The sequence below is a fragment of the Agrobacterium sp. NPDC090283 genome (assembly GCF_044769685.1).
Taxonomy (GTDB): domain Bacteria; phylum Pseudomonadota; class Alphaproteobacteria; order Rhizobiales; family Rhizobiaceae; genus Agrobacterium.
Genome location: NZ_JBIVYG010000001.1, coordinates 597,430 through 614,230 on the forward strand (window position 1 = coordinate 597,430; position 16,801 = coordinate 614,230).

Annotated in this window: 21 protein-coding genes; 13 read left to right on the forward strand and 8 right to left on the reverse strand. The window is 59.5% G+C overall.

The features are described 5' to 3' along the window. The first annotated feature begins 59 nt into the window (after positions 1-59). The 5 genes from crcB (at position 60) to ACIQUH_RS02985 (ending at position 3,537) form a co-directional block, all read left to right on the forward strand. Positions 60-437, forward strand: coding sequence for a fluoride efflux transporter CrcB (gene crcB / locus ACIQUH_RS02965; RefSeq protein ID WP_400812437.1), 378 nt, complete (start codon positions 60-62; stop codon positions 435-437). Positions 438-503: 66 nt separating this feature from the next. Continuing rightward, a complete protein-coding gene (locus ACIQUH_RS02970; RefSeq protein ID WP_400812439.1) occupies positions 504-1,493 on the forward strand; it encodes an RluA family pseudouridine synthase in 990 nt (329 codons plus the stop codon). A 5-nt stretch (positions 1,494-1,498) separates the two neighbouring features. Then, positions 1,499-2,164 carry an HAD family hydrolase gene (locus tag ACIQUH_RS02975; protein WP_400812441.1) on the forward strand — a complete coding sequence of 222 codons (666 nt, stop codon included), beginning with the start codon at positions 1,499-1,501 and terminating at the stop codon, positions 2,162-2,164. A 32-nt stretch (positions 2,165-2,196) separates the two neighbouring features. Further along, a complete protein-coding gene (locus ACIQUH_RS02980; protein WP_400812443.1) occupies positions 2,197-2,988 on the forward strand; it encodes an ATP12 family chaperone protein in 792 nt (263 codons plus the stop codon). A 60-nt stretch (positions 2,989-3,048) separates the two neighbouring features. Then, positions 3,049-3,537, forward strand: coding sequence for a hypothetical protein (locus ACIQUH_RS02985; RefSeq protein WP_400812445.1), 489 nt, complete (start codon positions 3,049-3,051; stop codon positions 3,535-3,537). Between the two features lie 23 nt (positions 3,538-3,560). Here the strand turns inward: ACIQUH_RS02985 and ACIQUH_RS02990 are convergent, their stop codons facing one another. Genes ACIQUH_RS02990 through ACIQUH_RS03005 form a run of 4 tightly spaced genes read right to left on the reverse strand, consistent with a single transcriptional unit; the run spans position 3,561 to position 6,360 of the window. Next, positions 3,561-4,319, reverse strand: coding sequence for a DUF3658 domain-containing protein (locus tag ACIQUH_RS02990; RefSeq protein ID WP_400812447.1), 759 nt, complete (start codon positions 4,317-4,319; stop codon positions 3,561-3,563). Between the two features lie 37 nt (positions 4,320-4,356). After that, the gene (fghA, locus tag ACIQUH_RS02995) at positions 4,357-5,190 is read right to left on the reverse strand and encodes an S-formylglutathione hydrolase (RefSeq protein WP_400812448.1); all 834 of its coding nucleotides are present in this window, start codon (positions 5,188-5,190) and stop codon (positions 4,357-4,359) included. Positions 5,191-5,219: 29 nt separating this feature from the next. Beyond that, the gene (locus ACIQUH_RS03000; protein ID WP_400812450.1) at positions 5,220-5,879 is read right to left on the reverse strand and encodes a DUF1345 domain-containing protein; all 660 of its coding nucleotides are present in this window, start codon (positions 5,877-5,879) and stop codon (positions 5,220-5,222) included. Positions 5,880-5,904: 25 nt separating this feature from the next. Beyond that, the gene (locus ACIQUH_RS03005; RefSeq protein ID WP_400812452.1) at positions 5,905-6,360 is read right to left on the reverse strand and encodes a YaiI/YqxD family protein; all 456 of its coding nucleotides are present in this window, start codon (positions 6,358-6,360) and stop codon (positions 5,905-5,907) included. A 166-nt stretch (positions 6,361-6,526) separates the two neighbouring features. On the opposite strand from ACIQUH_RS03005, the gene ACIQUH_RS03010 reads away from it, so the two are divergent. Next, entirely contained in the window at positions 6,527-6,979 is a 453-nt protein-coding gene (locus ACIQUH_RS03010; RefSeq protein WP_400812453.1) for a DUF5680 domain-containing protein, read from the forward strand. 53 nt (positions 6,980-7,032) lie between these two features. Here ACIQUH_RS03010 and ACIQUH_RS03015 read toward each other — a convergent pair whose 3' ends face one another. Both ACIQUH_RS03015 and ACIQUH_RS03020 read right to left on the reverse strand, forming a co-directional pair. Next, on the reverse strand, positions 7,033-7,689 hold the full coding sequence (locus tag ACIQUH_RS03015) for a peroxiredoxin (protein ID WP_400812455.1): 657 nt from the start codon (positions 7,687-7,689) through the stop codon (positions 7,033-7,035). 102 nt (positions 7,690-7,791) lie between these two features. Next, entirely contained in the window at positions 7,792-8,682 is an 891-nt protein-coding gene (locus ACIQUH_RS03020) for an arginase family protein (protein ID WP_400812457.1), read from the reverse strand. A gap of 207 nt (positions 8,683-8,889) precedes the next feature. Here ACIQUH_RS03020 and ACIQUH_RS03025 point away from each other — a divergent pair, with 207 nt between their 5' ends. Further along, positions 8,890-9,540: a glutathione S-transferase family protein gene (locus ACIQUH_RS03025; RefSeq protein ID WP_400812459.1), complete on the forward strand. Its 651-nt coding sequence runs from the start codon at positions 8,890-8,892 to the stop codon at positions 9,538-9,540. A 42-nt stretch (positions 9,541-9,582) separates the two neighbouring features. Here the strand turns inward: ACIQUH_RS03025 and ACIQUH_RS03030 are convergent, their stop codons facing one another. After that, positions 9,583-10,020, reverse strand: coding sequence for a GNAT family N-acetyltransferase (locus tag ACIQUH_RS03030; RefSeq protein ID WP_400812460.1), 438 nt, complete (start codon positions 10,018-10,020; stop codon positions 9,583-9,585). 140 nt (positions 10,021-10,160) lie between these two features. Further along, positions 10,161-10,301 (reverse strand): DUF1127 domain-containing protein, encoded by a 141-nt coding sequence (locus ACIQUH_RS03035; protein ID WP_400812462.1) that lies wholly within the window; start codon positions 10,299-10,301, stop codon positions 10,161-10,163. 298 nt (positions 10,302-10,599) lie between these two features. Between ACIQUH_RS03035 and ACIQUH_RS03040 the strand changes: the two genes are divergently transcribed. The 6 genes from ACIQUH_RS03040 to ACIQUH_RS03065 all read left to right on the forward strand — a co-directional run bounded on the left by ACIQUH_RS03040 (position 10,600) and on the right by ACIQUH_RS03065 (position 16,565). After that, positions 10,600-11,790, forward strand: a complete 1,191-nt coding sequence (locus ACIQUH_RS03040; RefSeq protein WP_400812464.1) for an ABC transporter substrate-binding protein — start codon at positions 10,600-10,602, stop codon at positions 11,788-11,790. A gap of 21 nt (positions 11,791-11,811) precedes the next feature. Then, positions 11,812-12,684, forward strand: a complete 873-nt coding sequence (locus ACIQUH_RS03045) for a branched-chain amino acid ABC transporter permease (RefSeq protein ID WP_035217353.1) — start codon at positions 11,812-11,814, stop codon at positions 12,682-12,684. A gap of 145 nt (positions 12,685-12,829) precedes the next feature. Next, entirely contained in the window at positions 12,830-13,816 is a 987-nt protein-coding gene (locus ACIQUH_RS03050) for a branched-chain amino acid ABC transporter permease (protein WP_400812467.1), read from the forward strand. Beyond that, entirely contained in the window at positions 13,813-14,586 is a 774-nt protein-coding gene (locus tag ACIQUH_RS03055) for an ABC transporter ATP-binding protein (protein ID WP_269346180.1), read from the forward strand. The genes ACIQUH_RS03050 and ACIQUH_RS03055 overlap by 4 nt, the downstream gene beginning before the upstream one ends. After that, positions 14,576-15,319, forward strand: coding sequence for an ABC transporter ATP-binding protein (locus ACIQUH_RS03060; RefSeq protein ID WP_080828768.1), 744 nt, complete (start codon positions 14,576-14,578; stop codon positions 15,317-15,319). The genes ACIQUH_RS03055 and ACIQUH_RS03060 overlap by 11 nt, the downstream gene beginning before the upstream one ends. Before the next feature lie 37 nt (positions 15,320-15,356). Then, on the forward strand, positions 15,357-16,565 hold the full coding sequence (locus ACIQUH_RS03065; RefSeq protein ID WP_400812469.1) for an aspartate transaminase: 1,209 nt from the start codon (positions 15,357-15,359) through the stop codon (positions 16,563-16,565). Positions 16,566-16,801 lie beyond the last annotated feature (236 nt).

Genomic DNA, 16,801 nt, shown 5'->3' on the forward strand with positions numbered 1-16,801 from the left:
CATGGTCTAGAAATGCCTCGGACTGCCCGATCAGGCATTTCCCCGGAGACAACATCCCCATGCTCAATATCGCTCTTGTCGCTATAGGCGGCGCAATCGGTTCCGTTTTCCGTTATCTGGTCGGCGTGTGGAGCGTGCGACTGGCGGGGCTGAATTTCCCCTGGGGGACACTGGCAGTCAATGTGGTCGGATCTTTCCTGATCGGTCTGCTGGTCGAGCTTGTGGCACGGCGGCTGAACGCCTCGATGGAAATGCGTCTCTTCCTCGTCACCGGCGTGCTCGGCGGGTTCACCACCTTTTCGTCCTTCTCGCTCGATGCGGTTGCGCTTTTCGAACGCGGCGCGCTCGGGCTTTCGGCCGTTTACGTGCTTGCCAGCCTTGTGGTTTCTATTGCGGCGGTTTTCGCCGGGCTGGCCTTGGGCCGCAGTTTGTTCTAAAGGCTTGGTCCAAACGGCGCGCTGGCGAATAGGGCGCGCGATCAGGACAGAAAGACTGGAAATTTCATGGCAGGTATCGAGCATATCAAGGTCGGGGCCGACGAGGCCGGTATGCGCCTCGATCGCTGGTTCAAGATTCATTATCCCGGACTTGGTTTTGGACAGTTGCAGAAGCTTCTGCGCTCCGGCCAGGTGCGTGTGGATGGCGGCCGGGTAAAGACGGATGCGCGCGTTCAGCCGGGACAGATGGTGCGCGTGCCGCCGGTCGATTCCGATCTCAAGGTCAAAAGCGGACCGATCGGATCGAAGGACCTCAAACATTCCGAAGATGGCGAACTCCTGGCGCGCATGCTCTTGCATGAGGACGACAAGGTTTTCGTCTTCAACAAGCCGGCCGGTATCGCCGTGCAGGGCGGTTCCGGTGTTAACCGCCATATTGATGGGTTGCTGGAAGCCTGGACCAACCAGAAGGGCGAAAAGCCGCGTCTGGTGCACCGTCTCGACCGCGATACGTCGGGCGTGCTGGTGGTTGCCCGCACCCGCGGTGCTGCACAGAAGCTGACAGCCGCCTTCCGCGAACGCGATACCAAGAAGACCTATTGGGCGCTGGTCAAGGGCGTGCCGCGCAAGCATCAGGACAAGATTTCCACCTGGCTCGTCAAGGAACAGACGATGGACGGCGATCGCATGCGTATCGCCAAGCATGGCGAAGAGGGGGCCGATCACGCGGTTTCCTATTACCGCGTCATCGATACCGCCGCGCAGAACCTCGCCTGGCTGGAAATGGAACCCTATACCGGCCGCACCCATCAGCTTCGCGTGCACGCGCTGCATATGGGCCACCCGATCATCGGCGATCCAAAATATTATATCGACGATCCGAACTGGGATTTCCCCGGAGGCATCCAGAAGCGCCTGCATCTCCACGCGCGCCATATCGACATACCGCATCCGAATGGCGGCCGGCTTCGGGTCAGCGCACCCTTGCCGCCGCATATGGTGCAGACCTGGAACCTGCTCGGCCTCGACGTAGCCGATGGCGATAGGGAAGACTGAAAGCGATGAAGCTCGTTCTTTTCGATTGTGACGGCACACTGGTGGATAGTGCCGGCCTGATCCATGCCGTCATGTCTGAAACCTTTGCCGATTTCGGCAAGCCGCGGCCCGATATCTCCGAGACCAAGGCGATCATCGGGCTGACGCTCGATATTGCCATTGCCCGCATGCTCGGCAGGGCGCATGTGGATGACGAGGCGCTGGCGATGGCACAGCGTTACAAGGAGGTGTACCACCCCCTGAAGGAACGGTCGGAAATCACGACACCGCTTTTCGACGGTATCGCTCCGCTGATCTATACGCTGTCGAAACGGGACGACGTGCTGATCGGCGCTGTCACCGGCAAGGGCCGACGTGGACTCACCCAGATCCTCGAGAGCCACGGCTTTGCCGAGCATTTTATCGTTTCGCGCACGGCGGATGATTGCCCCTCCAAGCCGCACCCGGCCATGGTGATGGAATGCTGCCATGAAACCGGCATGGTTCCGGCCGATACTGTCGTGATCGGCGATGCGATCTATGACATGCAGATGGCCAAGGCTGCGGGTGCAAAAGCCATCGGTGTCGCCTGGGGCTATGCCTCGGTCGACGATCTCTGGAAGGCGGGCGCCGATGCGGTCGTCAGCCACCCGCGAGAAATCCCGGCCTATGTTCCGGCCGATAATCCCTAAAACCTTTTCTACCCGACTGATGAGGACGTGCCATGCGTGATCTCCTGAACGACCTTTCGGAGGGCCTCAGCCATCCCGACCCGATCCTGCGCGCGCAAATCCAGATGCAAAAACCTTTGCCCAAGCGTTTCTACAAGGATGTCACCGTCGGCGAGGCGGAGGGTAGCTTTGCCATTCTTCTCGATGGCAAGCCGCTGCGCACCCCCGCCAAGAAGCCGCTGACCGTCCCGACGCGCGCGCTGGCGGAACTGCTTCGCGATGAATGGGATGCCCAGAAAGATGTCGTCAATCCGGTGGTCATGCCCGTCTCGCGGCATGTGAACACGGCCATTGATGGCGTCGCCAACGATACCCAGGCGGTTTTCGAAGACATACTCCGTTTTTCCTCTTCCGATCTCCTCTGCTATCGCGCCGGCGATCCGGAAGCGCTGGTTGCGCGCCAGACGGACCATTGGGATCCGGTTCTTGACTGGGCGGCCAATGTGCTTGGAGCGCGCTTCATTCTCGTCGAAGGCGTCATGCATCAAGACCAGCCGCGCGAAGCCATCGCGGCTTTTGCGGTAACGCTGAAAAAATACGATACACCGATTGCGCTTGCCGCCCTGCACACCATGACCTCGCTGACCGGTTCCGCCATTCTGGCCCTTGCACTGGCGGAAGGAGAGCTGACGCTGGAAGAAGCATGGGCGCTCGCCCATCTCGATGAAGACTGGACCGCCGAGCAATGGGGCGAGGACGAGGAGGCGCTGGAACGCCGCGCCGTCAGGCTCATCGACATGCGCGCCGCACTCCATGTTCTGGAGTCGCTGAAGAGCGCTGCTTAACGCTTTTCTAACCCTGATCGCTCAATATACGGTTACCTCACGTTAGGGGAGCCGTTGATCATGATCACCACGATGAAACGCCTTGGCATTGTTGTGCTGGCGTGTTTCACGCTCATGTCTTTCAGGCTGGAACCGGAAGCGACCAATGCCGACCGGCTGCTTTACGATGTGCGCGGTGCATTCGTTGCCGCACGCCCGGATGTCGCTCCGGCGCTGATGCAGTCCATTCATGCGCAGGTGCAGAACGCCATCAAGACCACGGCGCGCGGAGAAACCCGGCCGCGCGTGGTACTGACCATCCGTCTCGCTTCCGTTACACACGGCCCCTTCCTGTTCGGGGAAAGAGCATCGGCCAAGGTCATCGTGCGCGCTGCCGCCGTGGCGACGGGAGAGGTGATCGCGGAAGCCAAATTCACCGCCACCGTCGTCAGCTTCGACAATCAATCGATCGAGCAGGAACTCGCTTATGGTGTCGCCGAACGCGTGATCCGCGAATTCAGGCTGAACCGGCCCGGCCCGACGACACTTGCGACGGCTCTGTTTCCGTAAGGTTTTCCTGAAACCTCAAGCTCTTAAGGCGTCCCTGCGGGTAATCTCACGAGGCATGTCTGTATGTCGAACGGGTCGCCGTCGACCTCCAGCTTGCCTTGATCCATCAAAGTTTGAAGACGGACTGTCAGCATCAAATCTCCGACCTGATGATATGGTTTGCAACTTGCCGACAGCGCATGTCCCACCACATACGCAGCCTTTCGCCATCTCGTTTCCGCTTGTTGCAGCAAGAGAACATCAAAATGATCTGCCGCTGCGGAGGTGAGGCCGGCCGGCGTCACGATACGGAAAAAGGCGTTTTCCTTCTGTAATCGAACCCAATCATCCCGATTTCGCGCATCCTCTTCGGTGGATACGGGTTGCTCACGTCCCGCCAACTGCGTCAGGGACTCCGCCAGCATCACGGAAACAGCGCTGTTTTGTATGGGACCCTGCAAAAACCGGCTCGATACATCGATGACATCGTAGGGGCGGCCATTCATATGCGCCGCCCATGCAAGCCGAAAGGCAAATTCGCGGGCCGAGTGTTTGCCGAACCACAGGACAATTCTGTCTTCGGCCGTATCAACCTGCTCCCAGAAATCCTGAAACTCATTTGCCGCCGAAGGCCAGTCGAAATATTCGTTCCACCAGCTCACCCTATCTGCTGACGTAAGGGAAGCGATAGGGCCACAACTGAGATCGTCGAGGAACGGCAGAATTCTGTCCTCGGCTCTGCCTTCGGACAACGCCTTCTTTAGAGAACCTCTGGCAGACAAACTGGGCACGACATGCAGCATTTTTCCTCCAGCCTCTTCAGGATTTCGCTTTCGACCTTCACCCCAGCCGCTCGGCGTGCCACTTCAGATGCTCATCCATGAAGGTGGAAATGAAATAATAGGAGTGGTCGTAGCGATCGTGCATGCGCAATGTCAGGCCGATATCCGTGCTCTTGATCGCCTCTTCGAACAGCCAGGGGCGCAGGCCCTTTTCGAGGAAACTATCGGCCTTGCCCTGATCGATCAGGAATTCGGGGAAACGCGCGCCATCCTCGACAAGCGAGCAGGCATCATATTGGCGCCATGCGGCCCGGTTCGCACCGAGATATTTTTCCAGCGCTGGTTCGGACCAGTCGGCCGAAGAGGGAGCCACGATCGGCGCAAAGGCGGAGCAGCTCTTGAAACGGTCGGGGTTCCTGAGCGCAATGGTCATCGCGCCATGGCCGCCCATTGAATGGCCGAAAATGCCCTGGCGGCTCATATCCGCACGGAAATGCTGGCCGATGAGGGCAGGCAGTTCTTCCGTCACATAGCTGTACATCCGGTAGTGTTCGGACCAAGGTTCCTCCGTGGCGTCGAGATAAAATCCGGCGCCCTTGCCCATCTGCCAGTTGGTCAGCTCATCCGGCACGTCATTGCCGCGCGGGCTGGTATCCGGGCAGACGATGATCAGCCCGAGTTCGGACGCCATGCGGCGATATTCGCCTTTTTCCATGACATTGGCGTGGGTGCAGGTGAGGCCGGAAAGATACCACAGGACAGGGCAGGGCTCGTGGATCGCCTTCGGCGGTACATAAACCGCAAAGGTCATCTCAGATTTGAGCGTTTCGGATTGGTGCGAAAATACGCCCTGCATGCCGCCAAAGGCCGTATTTTGCGAAATGATGTTCATGAAGCCATTCCTTGTGAAAATTTCCCGGTTCAGCCCGCAAGCGAGACGGCCGCATTGACCGCCGCCGCCACCAGAACCGTGTTGAAGAAAAAAGAAACGATCGAGTGCAGCAGCGTGACCTTGCGCATGGCGGTCGTGGTTATCCCCACATCCGATGTCTGCGCCGTCATGCCGATCACCACGGCAAAATAGAGAAAGTCATAACCGCAGGGTTCCTTCGTCCCCGGAAAATCCATGCCGCCGCGATGCTGGGGCTTGCCGTCCACCATGGCCGGCCGCCAATATAGATGCGCGTAATGCAGGGCGGTCATGGTGTGAATGGTCAGCCAGCCGAAGATCACCGAGGCGAAGGCGATGAGCAGCGCCCAGACCGTTTCGCCGGTATGGTTGAGGGCCTGAAACAACGATACGACCGCGACAGCAACGGCAAGCAGCGTGACGGCGATGATGGCGACTGCCGGCAGATCGTCGCTATCGGCATGGGCCTTCAGATGCTGCGCCGTCAGGCCCGACAGGCGAAAGGCGATCAAGGTGAGATAGGTCAGGAAGAACAGGACGGCTGCGATCTCAATTGCCAGTGATGGCGCAAAAACCAGCGCCAGGCCAAGGCTTATGGCACCGACCAAAAAAGCAATGACGAAGGGTTGATGGCGACGATAGCTGTTGCTTTTCATATTGGCCGGGCTCATGGGCGGCACCTTTCTGTTGGCGCCGTCATTTTTTGACACGGCGGCAGAAACGGTCAAGCGTCTCCAGAAAAGCGGAGCGATCGCGCGGTGAAAAAGCCGCGTTATATCCCTTGCTTTCGCCGGTTTCGCGCAGATGCGCGCCAAGATCGCGCATCGCCGTCGCCATCCCGATATTCGACGGATCAAAAACGCGACCCGTTGGTCCCGTGACCAGCGCACCCTTGGCGACACAGCGGCCGGCGAGCGGCACATCGGCGGTGATGACGATATCGTTCTCACCGGCATGATCGGCGATCCAGTCGTCCGCCGCATCGAAACCGGCGGATACGATGACGTTTTTCACCATGGGATCTCGCGACGGGCGCAGACCGGAATTGGCAACGAAGGTCACTTCCAGCCCATGCCGCTCCGCCACCTTGAGAATCTCCGGCTTCACGGGGCAGGCATCGGCATCGACATAGATTTGCGGGTTTTGCGGCATGGACACTCTTTTCGGATAATTCCTGCCACGCTTCTAAGCGCAAACGCCGCGATTACCAAGCCCGCCATTGCTGAAATGCAGGTTCGATACCGGCCAGGGGGCGCACTTGCGACCATCCTGAAAATCGCCTATGTTCCCTTTATGTTCTTATCCCAAAAGGTTTCCCATGTTGGAAGAGTTCATCGTGCAGGCCAAGTCCGCCACCTATGTCGGCGGCGGCAACAAATCCGCGACGCCCACGCGTAAGGGATCGCACGATCTCGGCTATCAGAGCGGCGACTGGCACTATATCGACAGCTATTTCGGGGGAACCGATTTCATCGGCCAGGAGGTTGTCTGGCACGAGGGAACGGCGGTGTGGGCGATGAGTTATTACGGCCGCATCCTCCGGCCCGACATGATCGACGGCGTCACGGCTGGCAGGGTCATTCAGCGGTCGCTTTCCACGCTCTATCGGGAGGGCCGGTTTCTTGGTGGCTTCACCCACCCGGTGGAAAATCTGGTCTATGTCGATACGAATGAGGGTGAGTTCCGGTCCTTCACCGGCGTCGAGCGCATTTATCGGGGGCATACCGAGACATACCGGCTTGACTATCATGGCGGGATCATAAAGCCGTGAGAGAGGTGAGGGATGGGACGATGATGTTTCATCGCCCCATCACAGGCTTCAAATCAGCCGGGCTGCCGGGTCTTGCGCAGATAGGGAAGAACCGTGTCGTAGGAACCGAAACGGGTAATCGCGTCTTCGTTGGAGACGGCGGCGGTGATGATGACATCCTCGCCCTGCTTCCAGTTGGCCGGTGTCGCCACCTGATGTTTGGAGGTGAGCTGGATGGAATCGATCGCGCGAAGAATTTCCTCGAAATTGCGGCCGGTGGTCATGGGGTAGGTGAGGACCAGCTTGATCTTCTTGTCCGGACCGATGACGAAGACGGAACGCACGGTGGCGTTGTCGGCGGGCGTGCGGCCTTCGGAACTGTCGCCAGCGCCGGCCGGCAGCATGTCGTAGAGCTTGGCGACCTTCAGGTCCTTGTCGCCGATCAGCGGATAATCGACGTTGAAACCGGTCGCGGTACGGATATCGTTCTTCCACTTTTCGTGGCTTTCGACCGGGTCGACCGAAATACCGATGATCTTGACGCCACGCTTTTCAAATTCCGGCTGCAGGCCGCCCATCGCGCCGAGTTCCGTCGTGCAGACGGGCGTGAAGTTCTTGGGATGCGAAAACAGGACCGCCCAGCCGTCGCCGATCCAGTCGTGGAAGCTCACCGGACCATGGGTGGTCTCGGCGGTGAAGTCGGGTGCTATGTCGTTGATACGCAGGCTCATCTGATGTTTTCTCCCTAATGATTTGAACTGAAAACTGATGGTTCTCGGCAATCCGTGTCCAGCACCGGAGCTTAGAGTTTTTGCGCGAAATGGCCACAGTTTTTATCGGCTCGCGGTCGCGTTTCCGAGCAGGGGAAGTTTGCGAAGTTCCCGCGACAGCTCGATGGCGCTCCATGGCAGATATTCGGTTATGGCCAGTCCGACGATCTCGGATACGGAGGAAACTGACAGGAGAACCCGTTGAATTTGCGGCAGCGTCATGCGACCTCTGGCCACGCCGTCAAAGGCGTCCGGCGGTGCGGACGGATCGCGAAACAAAAGAAAATCGTAAAGAGCCGGATCGAGCACGTCGAGGTCGAAATGCACGACGGCATGTTTCAGGCCACGCGCCTTCAGCCATTCCGTAACCGGCGCGCCGCCATCCCGCAATTTTTCCGGCGAAAGGCGGGCTATGCCGTGCCTTGCGATGAAATCCGTCTCATAGGGCGTGGTTTCGGTCAGACCCACATAGAGCACGTTTTCCGGCTTCACGCGGTAAGGAACGGTGGCGACGAAATCCGCGTCGCCTTCCCCCATCAGTACCGCCAGCAGATGCGCATGGGCGTTGGCATATTGCGCGGCGGACATGATATCGGGGTGGGCGTCGATCCAGATGACGGCGAGATCGTCCCGGTAGCGATTGTTGAGGTAGGTGACGGGGCCGAGATTGACGAGGCAATCGCCGCCGAGCGTGACGATGGCCTGAGGATTGTGCCTGCCGATCGCCGCATGGACCTCGCCGAGAATGGCGAGGTTCGTCTCGCGGGATTTTATGCCGGCGCTGACCGGGCGCTGACCGGTTCCATCCGGCGGCGGAACGGCGATGGTTTCCACCGGACCCTGCGGATCGGGCGCGATGGCGGAAAGAACCCGGCTGCCGATGTAATAATCCGGTCTGTCGCCGCCCTGCCAGAGCGGCAGATTGAGTCGAAGCACGTGTTTCGGGTCGATCATCGGTCAGTCCTTTGGATTTGGCGTCATCCGCCTGCGGGTTCCCGATCGATATAGGTCTGAAAAGCCGTATGACAATGACGCCCCTGCGCGCCCGTCGATGATTGTTTTCGCCCCGGCGAGCCGGTATCCTGACGCGGTCATCGGTCGCAGCCTATATCCGATCCCGGCGCGCTGCCCACCTCCGGAAAGACGCCATGGAGAACAGCAATGACAATCACCATTACCGCCTTTGAACGGTCGCCTGATGGTGGCAAGGGTCTCGCCCGCGACATGCGCGTGCGCTGGGCCTTGGAAGAGGTCGGCCAGCCCTATGACGTCCGCCTCCTTTCCTTCAAGGCGATGCGGGAGCCGGCGCATCTCGCGCTTCAACCCTTCGGGCAGATCCCGACCTATGAGGAAGGCGATCTCGTCCTGTTCGAATCCGGTGCGATCATATTCCATATAGCCGAACGCCATGCCGGCCTGTTGCCGCAGGATGCGAATGCGCGGGCGCGCGCGATCATGTGGATGTTCGCCGCGCTCAGCACCATGGAACCGCCCATTGTCGAGCATTTTGTCACCGGCTTTATCGAAAGGGACAAAAGCTGGCACGTGGAACGCCTGCAGATCGTCGATGAACGTATTCGCAAACGGCTTGGCGAATTATCCGGCCGACTGGGTGAGGCCGACTGGCTCGACGGCGCATTCAGCGCTGGCGATCTGTTGATGATATCTGTGCTGCAACGGATAAAAAGTTCGGGCATCCTCGATGAATACGCGAATCTCGCGGCCTATGTCGCCCGCGGCGAGGCGCGTCCCGCCTATAAGCGCGCCTTTGCCGATCAGTTGGTGATTTTCAAAGCCACATCGAACGGCTGACCCACCCCGGCCGGAGGAACCCGCGCTGCGGACCGCCGGCGATCAAGCCGACGTGCTGACGCGATAGGCCATTCCGAGCGACCTCGGAGCGGTCTCCTTGAAACCGAATTTTTCGTATAGCCGGTTTGCCGGCACATCGGCGATCAGGCTGACATAGGCCGAAGCGGGAAGCTCGTTCTTCACGTGGTTCATCAGCGCATCCATGACCGCCTTGCCCAAGCCTCGACCCTGATGGGCGGGATCGACGGCAATGTCCACGACCTGAAAAAAGCAGCCGCCATCGCCGATCAGCCGGCCCATGCCAATGGCGGAACCTGCGTGCAGGACCACCACGGAGAAAACCGTGCCTTGCAAACCCTTCTCCGCCGCCGCCTGTGAAAAGGGGCTTAGCCCCGCCACGGCGCGAAGGCGCAGATAGTCCTCGACAGATGGAGTTCTCGCGACAATGGAATATTCGGGGGAATAATCGGAGTGGTTCATTCGGCTCTCCTCCTGGCAGCGCTCTTACAGCGCCGCCCGATATATGGAGGAGAGTTCTACAGGAGCTTTACCGATTCTGGAGCACGATTTTCAACACCTGTACCGCGCGCGGGCGCCCATGAAGGCGGCCCTCGGCCTGTTTAGCGGCGGCCTTCCACGGCGGAACGGATATGCGAGCGGCTGACGCCGATGTCGGAAAGGCTTCTGTCATCAAGCGCGCTCAGTTCGGCCATGGCGCGGCGGTTGCGGAAATAGTTTCGAACAGTCTCGTGAAGTTTCATTTTCATAGTTTCCAGTGATGAGATTGCATAAAATATGCCCATAATAACGCGAAAAATACAGGCATTTGCCTGCATGGAAGACATGCAAAAATCGAAACACGACGTCTGGAGATGGGGAAACACCTGCCGGCATAAGGAAACGCTATAGCGGCAGAAAGGACTTGTGTTGGCAAAATATCCGGCGATGAACCTACTCTACCTGAAAGATTAGCGTGACGTTAATCGACAAGAACCGCAAAAGCGGCAAAAGCTCGCCCGGCCAAAGCCGGAAAAGATAAATCCGAAAAGGAGTGGGAACATGAAAAACGGTATTACTCGCAGACTTCTACTGGTTTCCGCCGCGGTCGCTCCGATCCTGAGCCTGTCGCCGGCGCTCTCCGCCTCCGCTTATGCGGCCGATACGATAAGGCTCGGCCTCGTCGCACCGATGAGCGGCGCGAATGCGCGCTACGGCGCTTTTTCCATGCATGGCGCGGAACTGGCGGTAAAGGACATCAACGCGGCCGGCGGTATCAACGGCCAGCAGATCGAACTTTTCAACGCCGACAGCCAGGGCACGCCGGTCGAAGGCGTTTCGGCCACACGCCGCCTGATCGATCAGGACGAGGTGGATTTCGTCATTGGCGACGTCTCCAGCTCCGTAACGCTTGCGATGCAGCCTGTCGCTGAAGATGCGGAAGTTCTGCTGCTGAACGCCGCATCCTCCAACCCGAAGATCACCTATCAGGCGGGTGTCGGCGGGTTCAAATGGACCTTCCGCAATTATCCGACGGATGAGAACCGTGCGCTCGTCGTGGCGAAATATGCCGCCGAACAGCGCGGTTTCACGAAGTTCGCCGTCCTTTCGGTCGATAGCGATTATGGCCGCTCCGCCATCAGCTTCACCAAGAAATATCTGCCCGACTTCAAGGGGGAAATTCTCAGCGAAGATTATTACAAGGAAGGCGAAGTCGACTTCCGCAGCGTGCTGGCGAAGATCCGCGACAATGGCGCGCAGGCGATCATCATGTATGGTCTGGCCGATACCACGCCGATCGTCGCCCGCCAGATGCTGGAACTCGGGCTTGCCGGCAAGGTCGTGCTGATCGGCAATGGCGAATTCAACACCGAAAAGACGATCAAGTCAGCACCGAAAGCCATGGAGGGCGCTGTGGAAGCCGCCGCCTGGCTGCCGCAGTTCGATAGTCCGGCCAGCAAGGCCTTCGTGGAGAAATTCACCGCCACGTATAAGGAAGCGCCGAACAATCACGCCTATGTGCACTGGGATACCGTCAACCTGCTCGCTCAGGCGATAAAGGAAGCCGGAAGCGCTGATCGCAATGCCGTCCGCGAGGCCCTCTCGAAGATCAAGTACAAGAGCCCGGTCGGCGAAGTGACCTTCGACGATCACAATCAGGCCCGCCTTCCGATGATCCTTCTCCAGATCGAGAACGGCAAGCCCAGCATCAAGGGCGCTTATACGGCGGAAATCCAGTACCCTGCGAACTGATAGACCGGGAGGGGTACAGCCATGTTCTCGACAATTCTCGAGCAAGTCGTAAACGGGATCGTCACCGGTTCCGTCTACGCGATCGTCGCCGTCGGCATGACCATGATTTTCGGGGTGCTGAGAGCCATCAACTTCGCTCATGGCGAATATTACATGCTCGGAACCTTCGGGGCGTGGTTCGCCATCGATTATCTCGGCCTGTCCTATGAGGCCTCGATCGTCGTCGGCGTTCTTTCCACCGTTGTCGTGGCCTATGTGGTCGGCCAGCTGGTGATGCGCAGAATGGTGGGGGCGCCGGCGGAGTCCGGCGTTCTCGCCACCCTCGGCATCGCGCTGATCCTGCAGAACACGATCATTTTCGTCTTCGGCGGCGGCTACAAGTTTTTCGCCGGTGGTTACATCGAGCCGATTTCCATTCTCGGCTTCACCCTGGCGCAGCAGCGCGTGCTCATTCTGGTCGTGTGTCTCATCGTTTTCGTCGGTCTGGAACTGATGGTGACCTATAGCCGTCTCGGTATGGCGATGCGGGCGGTCTCGCAGAATGTCGAATGCTGCGGCGTGGTCGGTATCGATGTATCGCAGGTCGTGTTGCGCACCTTCATTCTCGGCGCCGCGCTAGCCGCACTGTCAGGTGTGCTGACCGCGCCGGTCAATGTCAGCGTCTATGGCGGCATGGGGGAGCTCATCACCTTCAAGACCCTGCCGATCATCATCATGGGCGGTCTTGGAAACGTGCGCGGCACCTTCTTCGCGGCCATGATCCTCGGCATCGCCGAAAGCCTCGTCGCCACCTATGTCGGTCTGCAATTCCGCGACACTGTGGGCTTTGCAACGCTGATCCTGATGCTGATGTGGCGTCCGCACGGCCTGTTTTCGACGCAGGCGCGCTTTTAGAGCATTTCCAGGAAAAGTGGACCCCGGTTTTCCGTCCGGAAATGCGGAAAAACAAAGAGTTAGAGCGCTTTGGCGATTCGAAGAAAAAGCCAAAACGCTCTAGAAGCCGCGCCCGCCGAATTTACTCGAATTTTGAGGACTCGACATGTCTCTCACAGACACCGTTCCCCAGGCACGCCGCCGCGATCTGCGCATTCCGCTCGCCGCCGTCCTGATCGTCGTCGCGCTGGCCGCGCCCTTCATCGGCACGCGTTACGTTACCCATTCGCTCATCATCGCCCTTATCTTCATGCTGCCGGCGCACGGGCTCAATCTGCTCGTCGGCTATACCGGCCTGTTATCGCTGGCGCAGGCGGCTTTCTTCGGTATCGGCGCCTATACCGCCGGCCTGCTGGCGGTGCACTATGAAACGCCGTTTTATGTGAACCTGATTGCCGCCGGGCTGGTCTCCGGCGGGCTCGCCCTGCCGCTCGGCATTCCGGCGTTGCGGCTTCGCTCGACATCCTTCGTCATGTGTACGCTCGGTTTCGTCATCATCGGTCAGGCAATCGCCAAGAACTGGATTTCGCTGACCCGCGGCGACATGGGCCTTTCCGGCATACCTAAACCCTATTTCGAGCTTGGCCCGCTCTCCTTCACGGTCAGCGGAACCACCAGTTTCTATTATCTGGCTCTGGCCATCTGCGTACTGGGAACGCTTGCCGCATGGGCAATTGTCCGCTCGCCGGCTGGCCGCAACATGGTCGCCGTCCGCGAAAACGAAACGCTGGCGGAATCCCTCGGCGTTCCCACCTGGCGCTACAAGCTGATCGTCTTCATGCTGAGCGCCGTCTTTGCCGGGGTAGGGGGCAGCCTCTATGCACACTATTTAACGGTGGTCAGCCCGCTGACCTTCCAGATGTATTATTCCACGACGATGCTGATCATCGTTCTTGGCGGTGGTGCTGGCATGATTTCGGGGACCGTGTTCGGCAGCCTGCTTTTCGTCGGCCTGACGGAGGCGCTGCGTGTCGCGCCAGAAGTGCGGATGATCGCCTATGGCTTCTGCCTTCTCGTTCTCGTCTTCTGGTTCAGACAAGGCTTCGCTCCGTTGATCAATCGTTTCTGGAACGCGATCGGAGGTTCGAAATGACGGCTCATCTTCCCATCCTCGAGATAAAGAACCTCAGCAAGTCCTATGGCGCGGTGAAGGCGGTCAACGATGTCAGCATGCACATCGATCGCGGCGAGATCGCCGGGCTGATCGGGCCTAACGGCTCGGGAAAGTCCACCTTCTTCGATTGCAGCACCGGGCTTGCCCGGCCGGATACCGGCAAGGTGATACTCGACGGACAGGACATCACCGGCTGGTCGCTCAACCGCATCGCCCGCGAAGGCCGCATGCTCCGGTCGTTCCAGAAGACAGTGACCTTCAAGGCGCTCGATGTGGAGGAGAACCTCGTCATCGCCGGCCAGATGTTCACCTTTCCCTCGCTCCTGTCGACATTCGGCCTCGGCGGCATGTCGCGCCGCCGCGTGGCCGGGTTGAGAGAGCGGGCGCGCGAGCTGATCAAGATGGCAGGCCTCTGGGACGTTCGCCATCAGCCCGCCGGCAATCTGTCCGGCGGCCAGCAGAAACTCATCCAGTTCGCCTCCATGCTGATGCCGGAGCCGAAGCTCATCCTGCTGGACGAGCCGATGGCGGGCATCAATCCGAAGATCATCGAGCGCGTGGTGGAAACGATCCAATATGCGAATAAATCGCTCGGCGTCAGCTTCCTCGTCATCGAACATAATATCGATGTCGTCACCAGCATCTGCCAGCGTGTCGTCGTGCTCGATCAGGGAACGAAACTGGTCGAGGGACTGCCGCATGACATCATCAAGGACCAGCGTGTGAGGGAGGCCTATCTTGGCGGCTGACAGCAATCTTTCCATCAAGGGCCTGCGCGCCGGTTACGGCAATCTCGATATCCTGAACGGCGTCGATCTCGACGTGCCGGCCGGGCAATTCGTGGCCCTCATGGGACCAAACGGTGCGGGCAAATCCACCCTGCTCAAGACGCTCTACGGCATGACGACCATCAAGGAAGGCGGCATCGACTGGCGCGGGAAGAACATCGCCGGATTGTCGTCACGCGCCATTCTGGGCGAGGGCATATCCTTCGTGCCGCAGGGCCGCTGCAACTTCCCGGTCATGACGGTCGATGAAAACCTGCAAATGGCCGCCTATACCATCCGCGATGCAAAGGTGAAGGCGGACCGGGATTATGTCTACGACCTTTTCCCGATCCTCAAAACCCGGCGCTCGACGCTCGCCGGCAACATGTCGGGCGGCGAGCAGCAATTGCTCGAAGTGGCAATGGCGGTTCTGCAACGGCCGAAGGTACTGCTGGTGGATGAGCCCTCGGTCGGCCTGTCACCGGCCGCAATCGGCATCGTGTTCGACGAACTGCTGCGCCTGCATGCGAATGGCATGACCATCCTGCTGGTCGAGCAGAACACCAAAAAGGCGATGGAAGTGGCGCAGCGCGCCGTCATCCTCCGTCTCGGCAAGGTGATCTGGGACGGCACGCCGGCGGAGATCACCCATGACGAACTTGGCGAATTGTTCCTGACCGGAAAGATGCGCGGCGAACTCGAAGCCGCGCACTGACAAGCTTACAGCATCAAGATTGAGACGAGGAAAGACCATGAGCGCTTTTGTGCCAGCATCACGCGTGTCGAAAATCAAGGTATCGCCAAGCACGGCGGCCGCGGCCCGCGCCCGCGAATTGAAGGCCGCCGGCCGCGATATCGCCGACCTGACGGTTGGCGAACCGGATTTCGATACGCCGGAAGCCGTCAAGGCGGCGGCCCATGCCGCCATCGACCGTGGAGAGACCAAATATACCGCCGTCAACGGCACGCCGGCGCTTCGCAAGGCGATCATCGGCGACTTCCAGAACCGTCTCGGCATCACCTATGGCGATAGCGAAATCTGCGTTGGCGGCGGCGCCAAGCAGATCCTGTTTCTGGCGCTGATGGCAAGCGTGGAGAATGGCGCTGAGGTCATCATTCCGGCTCCCTACTGGGTATCCTATCCCGATATGGTCATCGCCAATGACGGCACGCCCGTCATCGTCGCATGCCCGGAGGAAACGGGCTTCAAGCTGACGGCTGAAGCGCTGGAAGCGGCGATCACCCCGAAAACGCTGTGGCTGATCCTCAACGCCCCCTCGAACCCGACGGGCGCTGCCTATAGCGAAGCGGAACTCAAATCGCTGGGCGAGGTATTGCTGCGCCATCCGCATGTCATGGTCCTATCCGACGATATCTACGATCAGGTCTGGTTCCGGGACGAGCCGATGAAAACCCTCGTTGCCGTCGTTCCTGAACTGAAGGACCGGGTGCTTCTGACCAACGGTGTTTCAAAATCCTATGCCATGACGGGATGGCGGATCGGTTACGGGGCAGGGCCGGCGGCACTCGTCGCCGCCATCAACAAGTTGCAGTCACAAATGTCGTCCTGCCCGTCCTCGGTCAGCCAGGCCGCCGCCGCCCATGCACTTTCCGGCGACCAGACATTCGTGGCGGAAAGTGTTGCGGTCTATAAGAAGCGGCGCGACTACGCCTCATCGCGTCTGAACGCGATCCCCGGCCTCTCCTGCATGGTTCCGGATGGGGCTTTCTACCTCTATCCGAGCTGCGCCGGTGTAATCGGCAGGACGACGGCGGATGGCAAGGTGATCGAAAACGACCTCGACTTCGTTCTTTATCTCCTCGACAGCGTCGGCGTGGCGGCGCTCCAAGGGGCAGCCTATGGGCTTTCGCCCTATTTCCGCATTTCCTTCGCCACTTCCATGGAAGTTCTGGAGGATGCCTGCAACCGCATCGAGCGTGCGGTGGCGGCGTTAAGGTAGGGCAAGTCGGCAGGACCGAGGGCGGTCTGTTCAGCGTCCCTCATCCCTGTGCTCGTCACAGGGATCCAGCCAGCCCAAGTCCTTGGGCTGAAAGGACTCTCCCCGTCGCGCAGACGCGCGTCGGCTGGATTCCTGTGACGAGCACAGGAATTGTCTGTCGAAAAAGTGCTTTATTGTTCGGGACGTTGGATGACCTCCGAGGCGGCCACCCCGGAGGCCATGCGGTTGTACGCCCG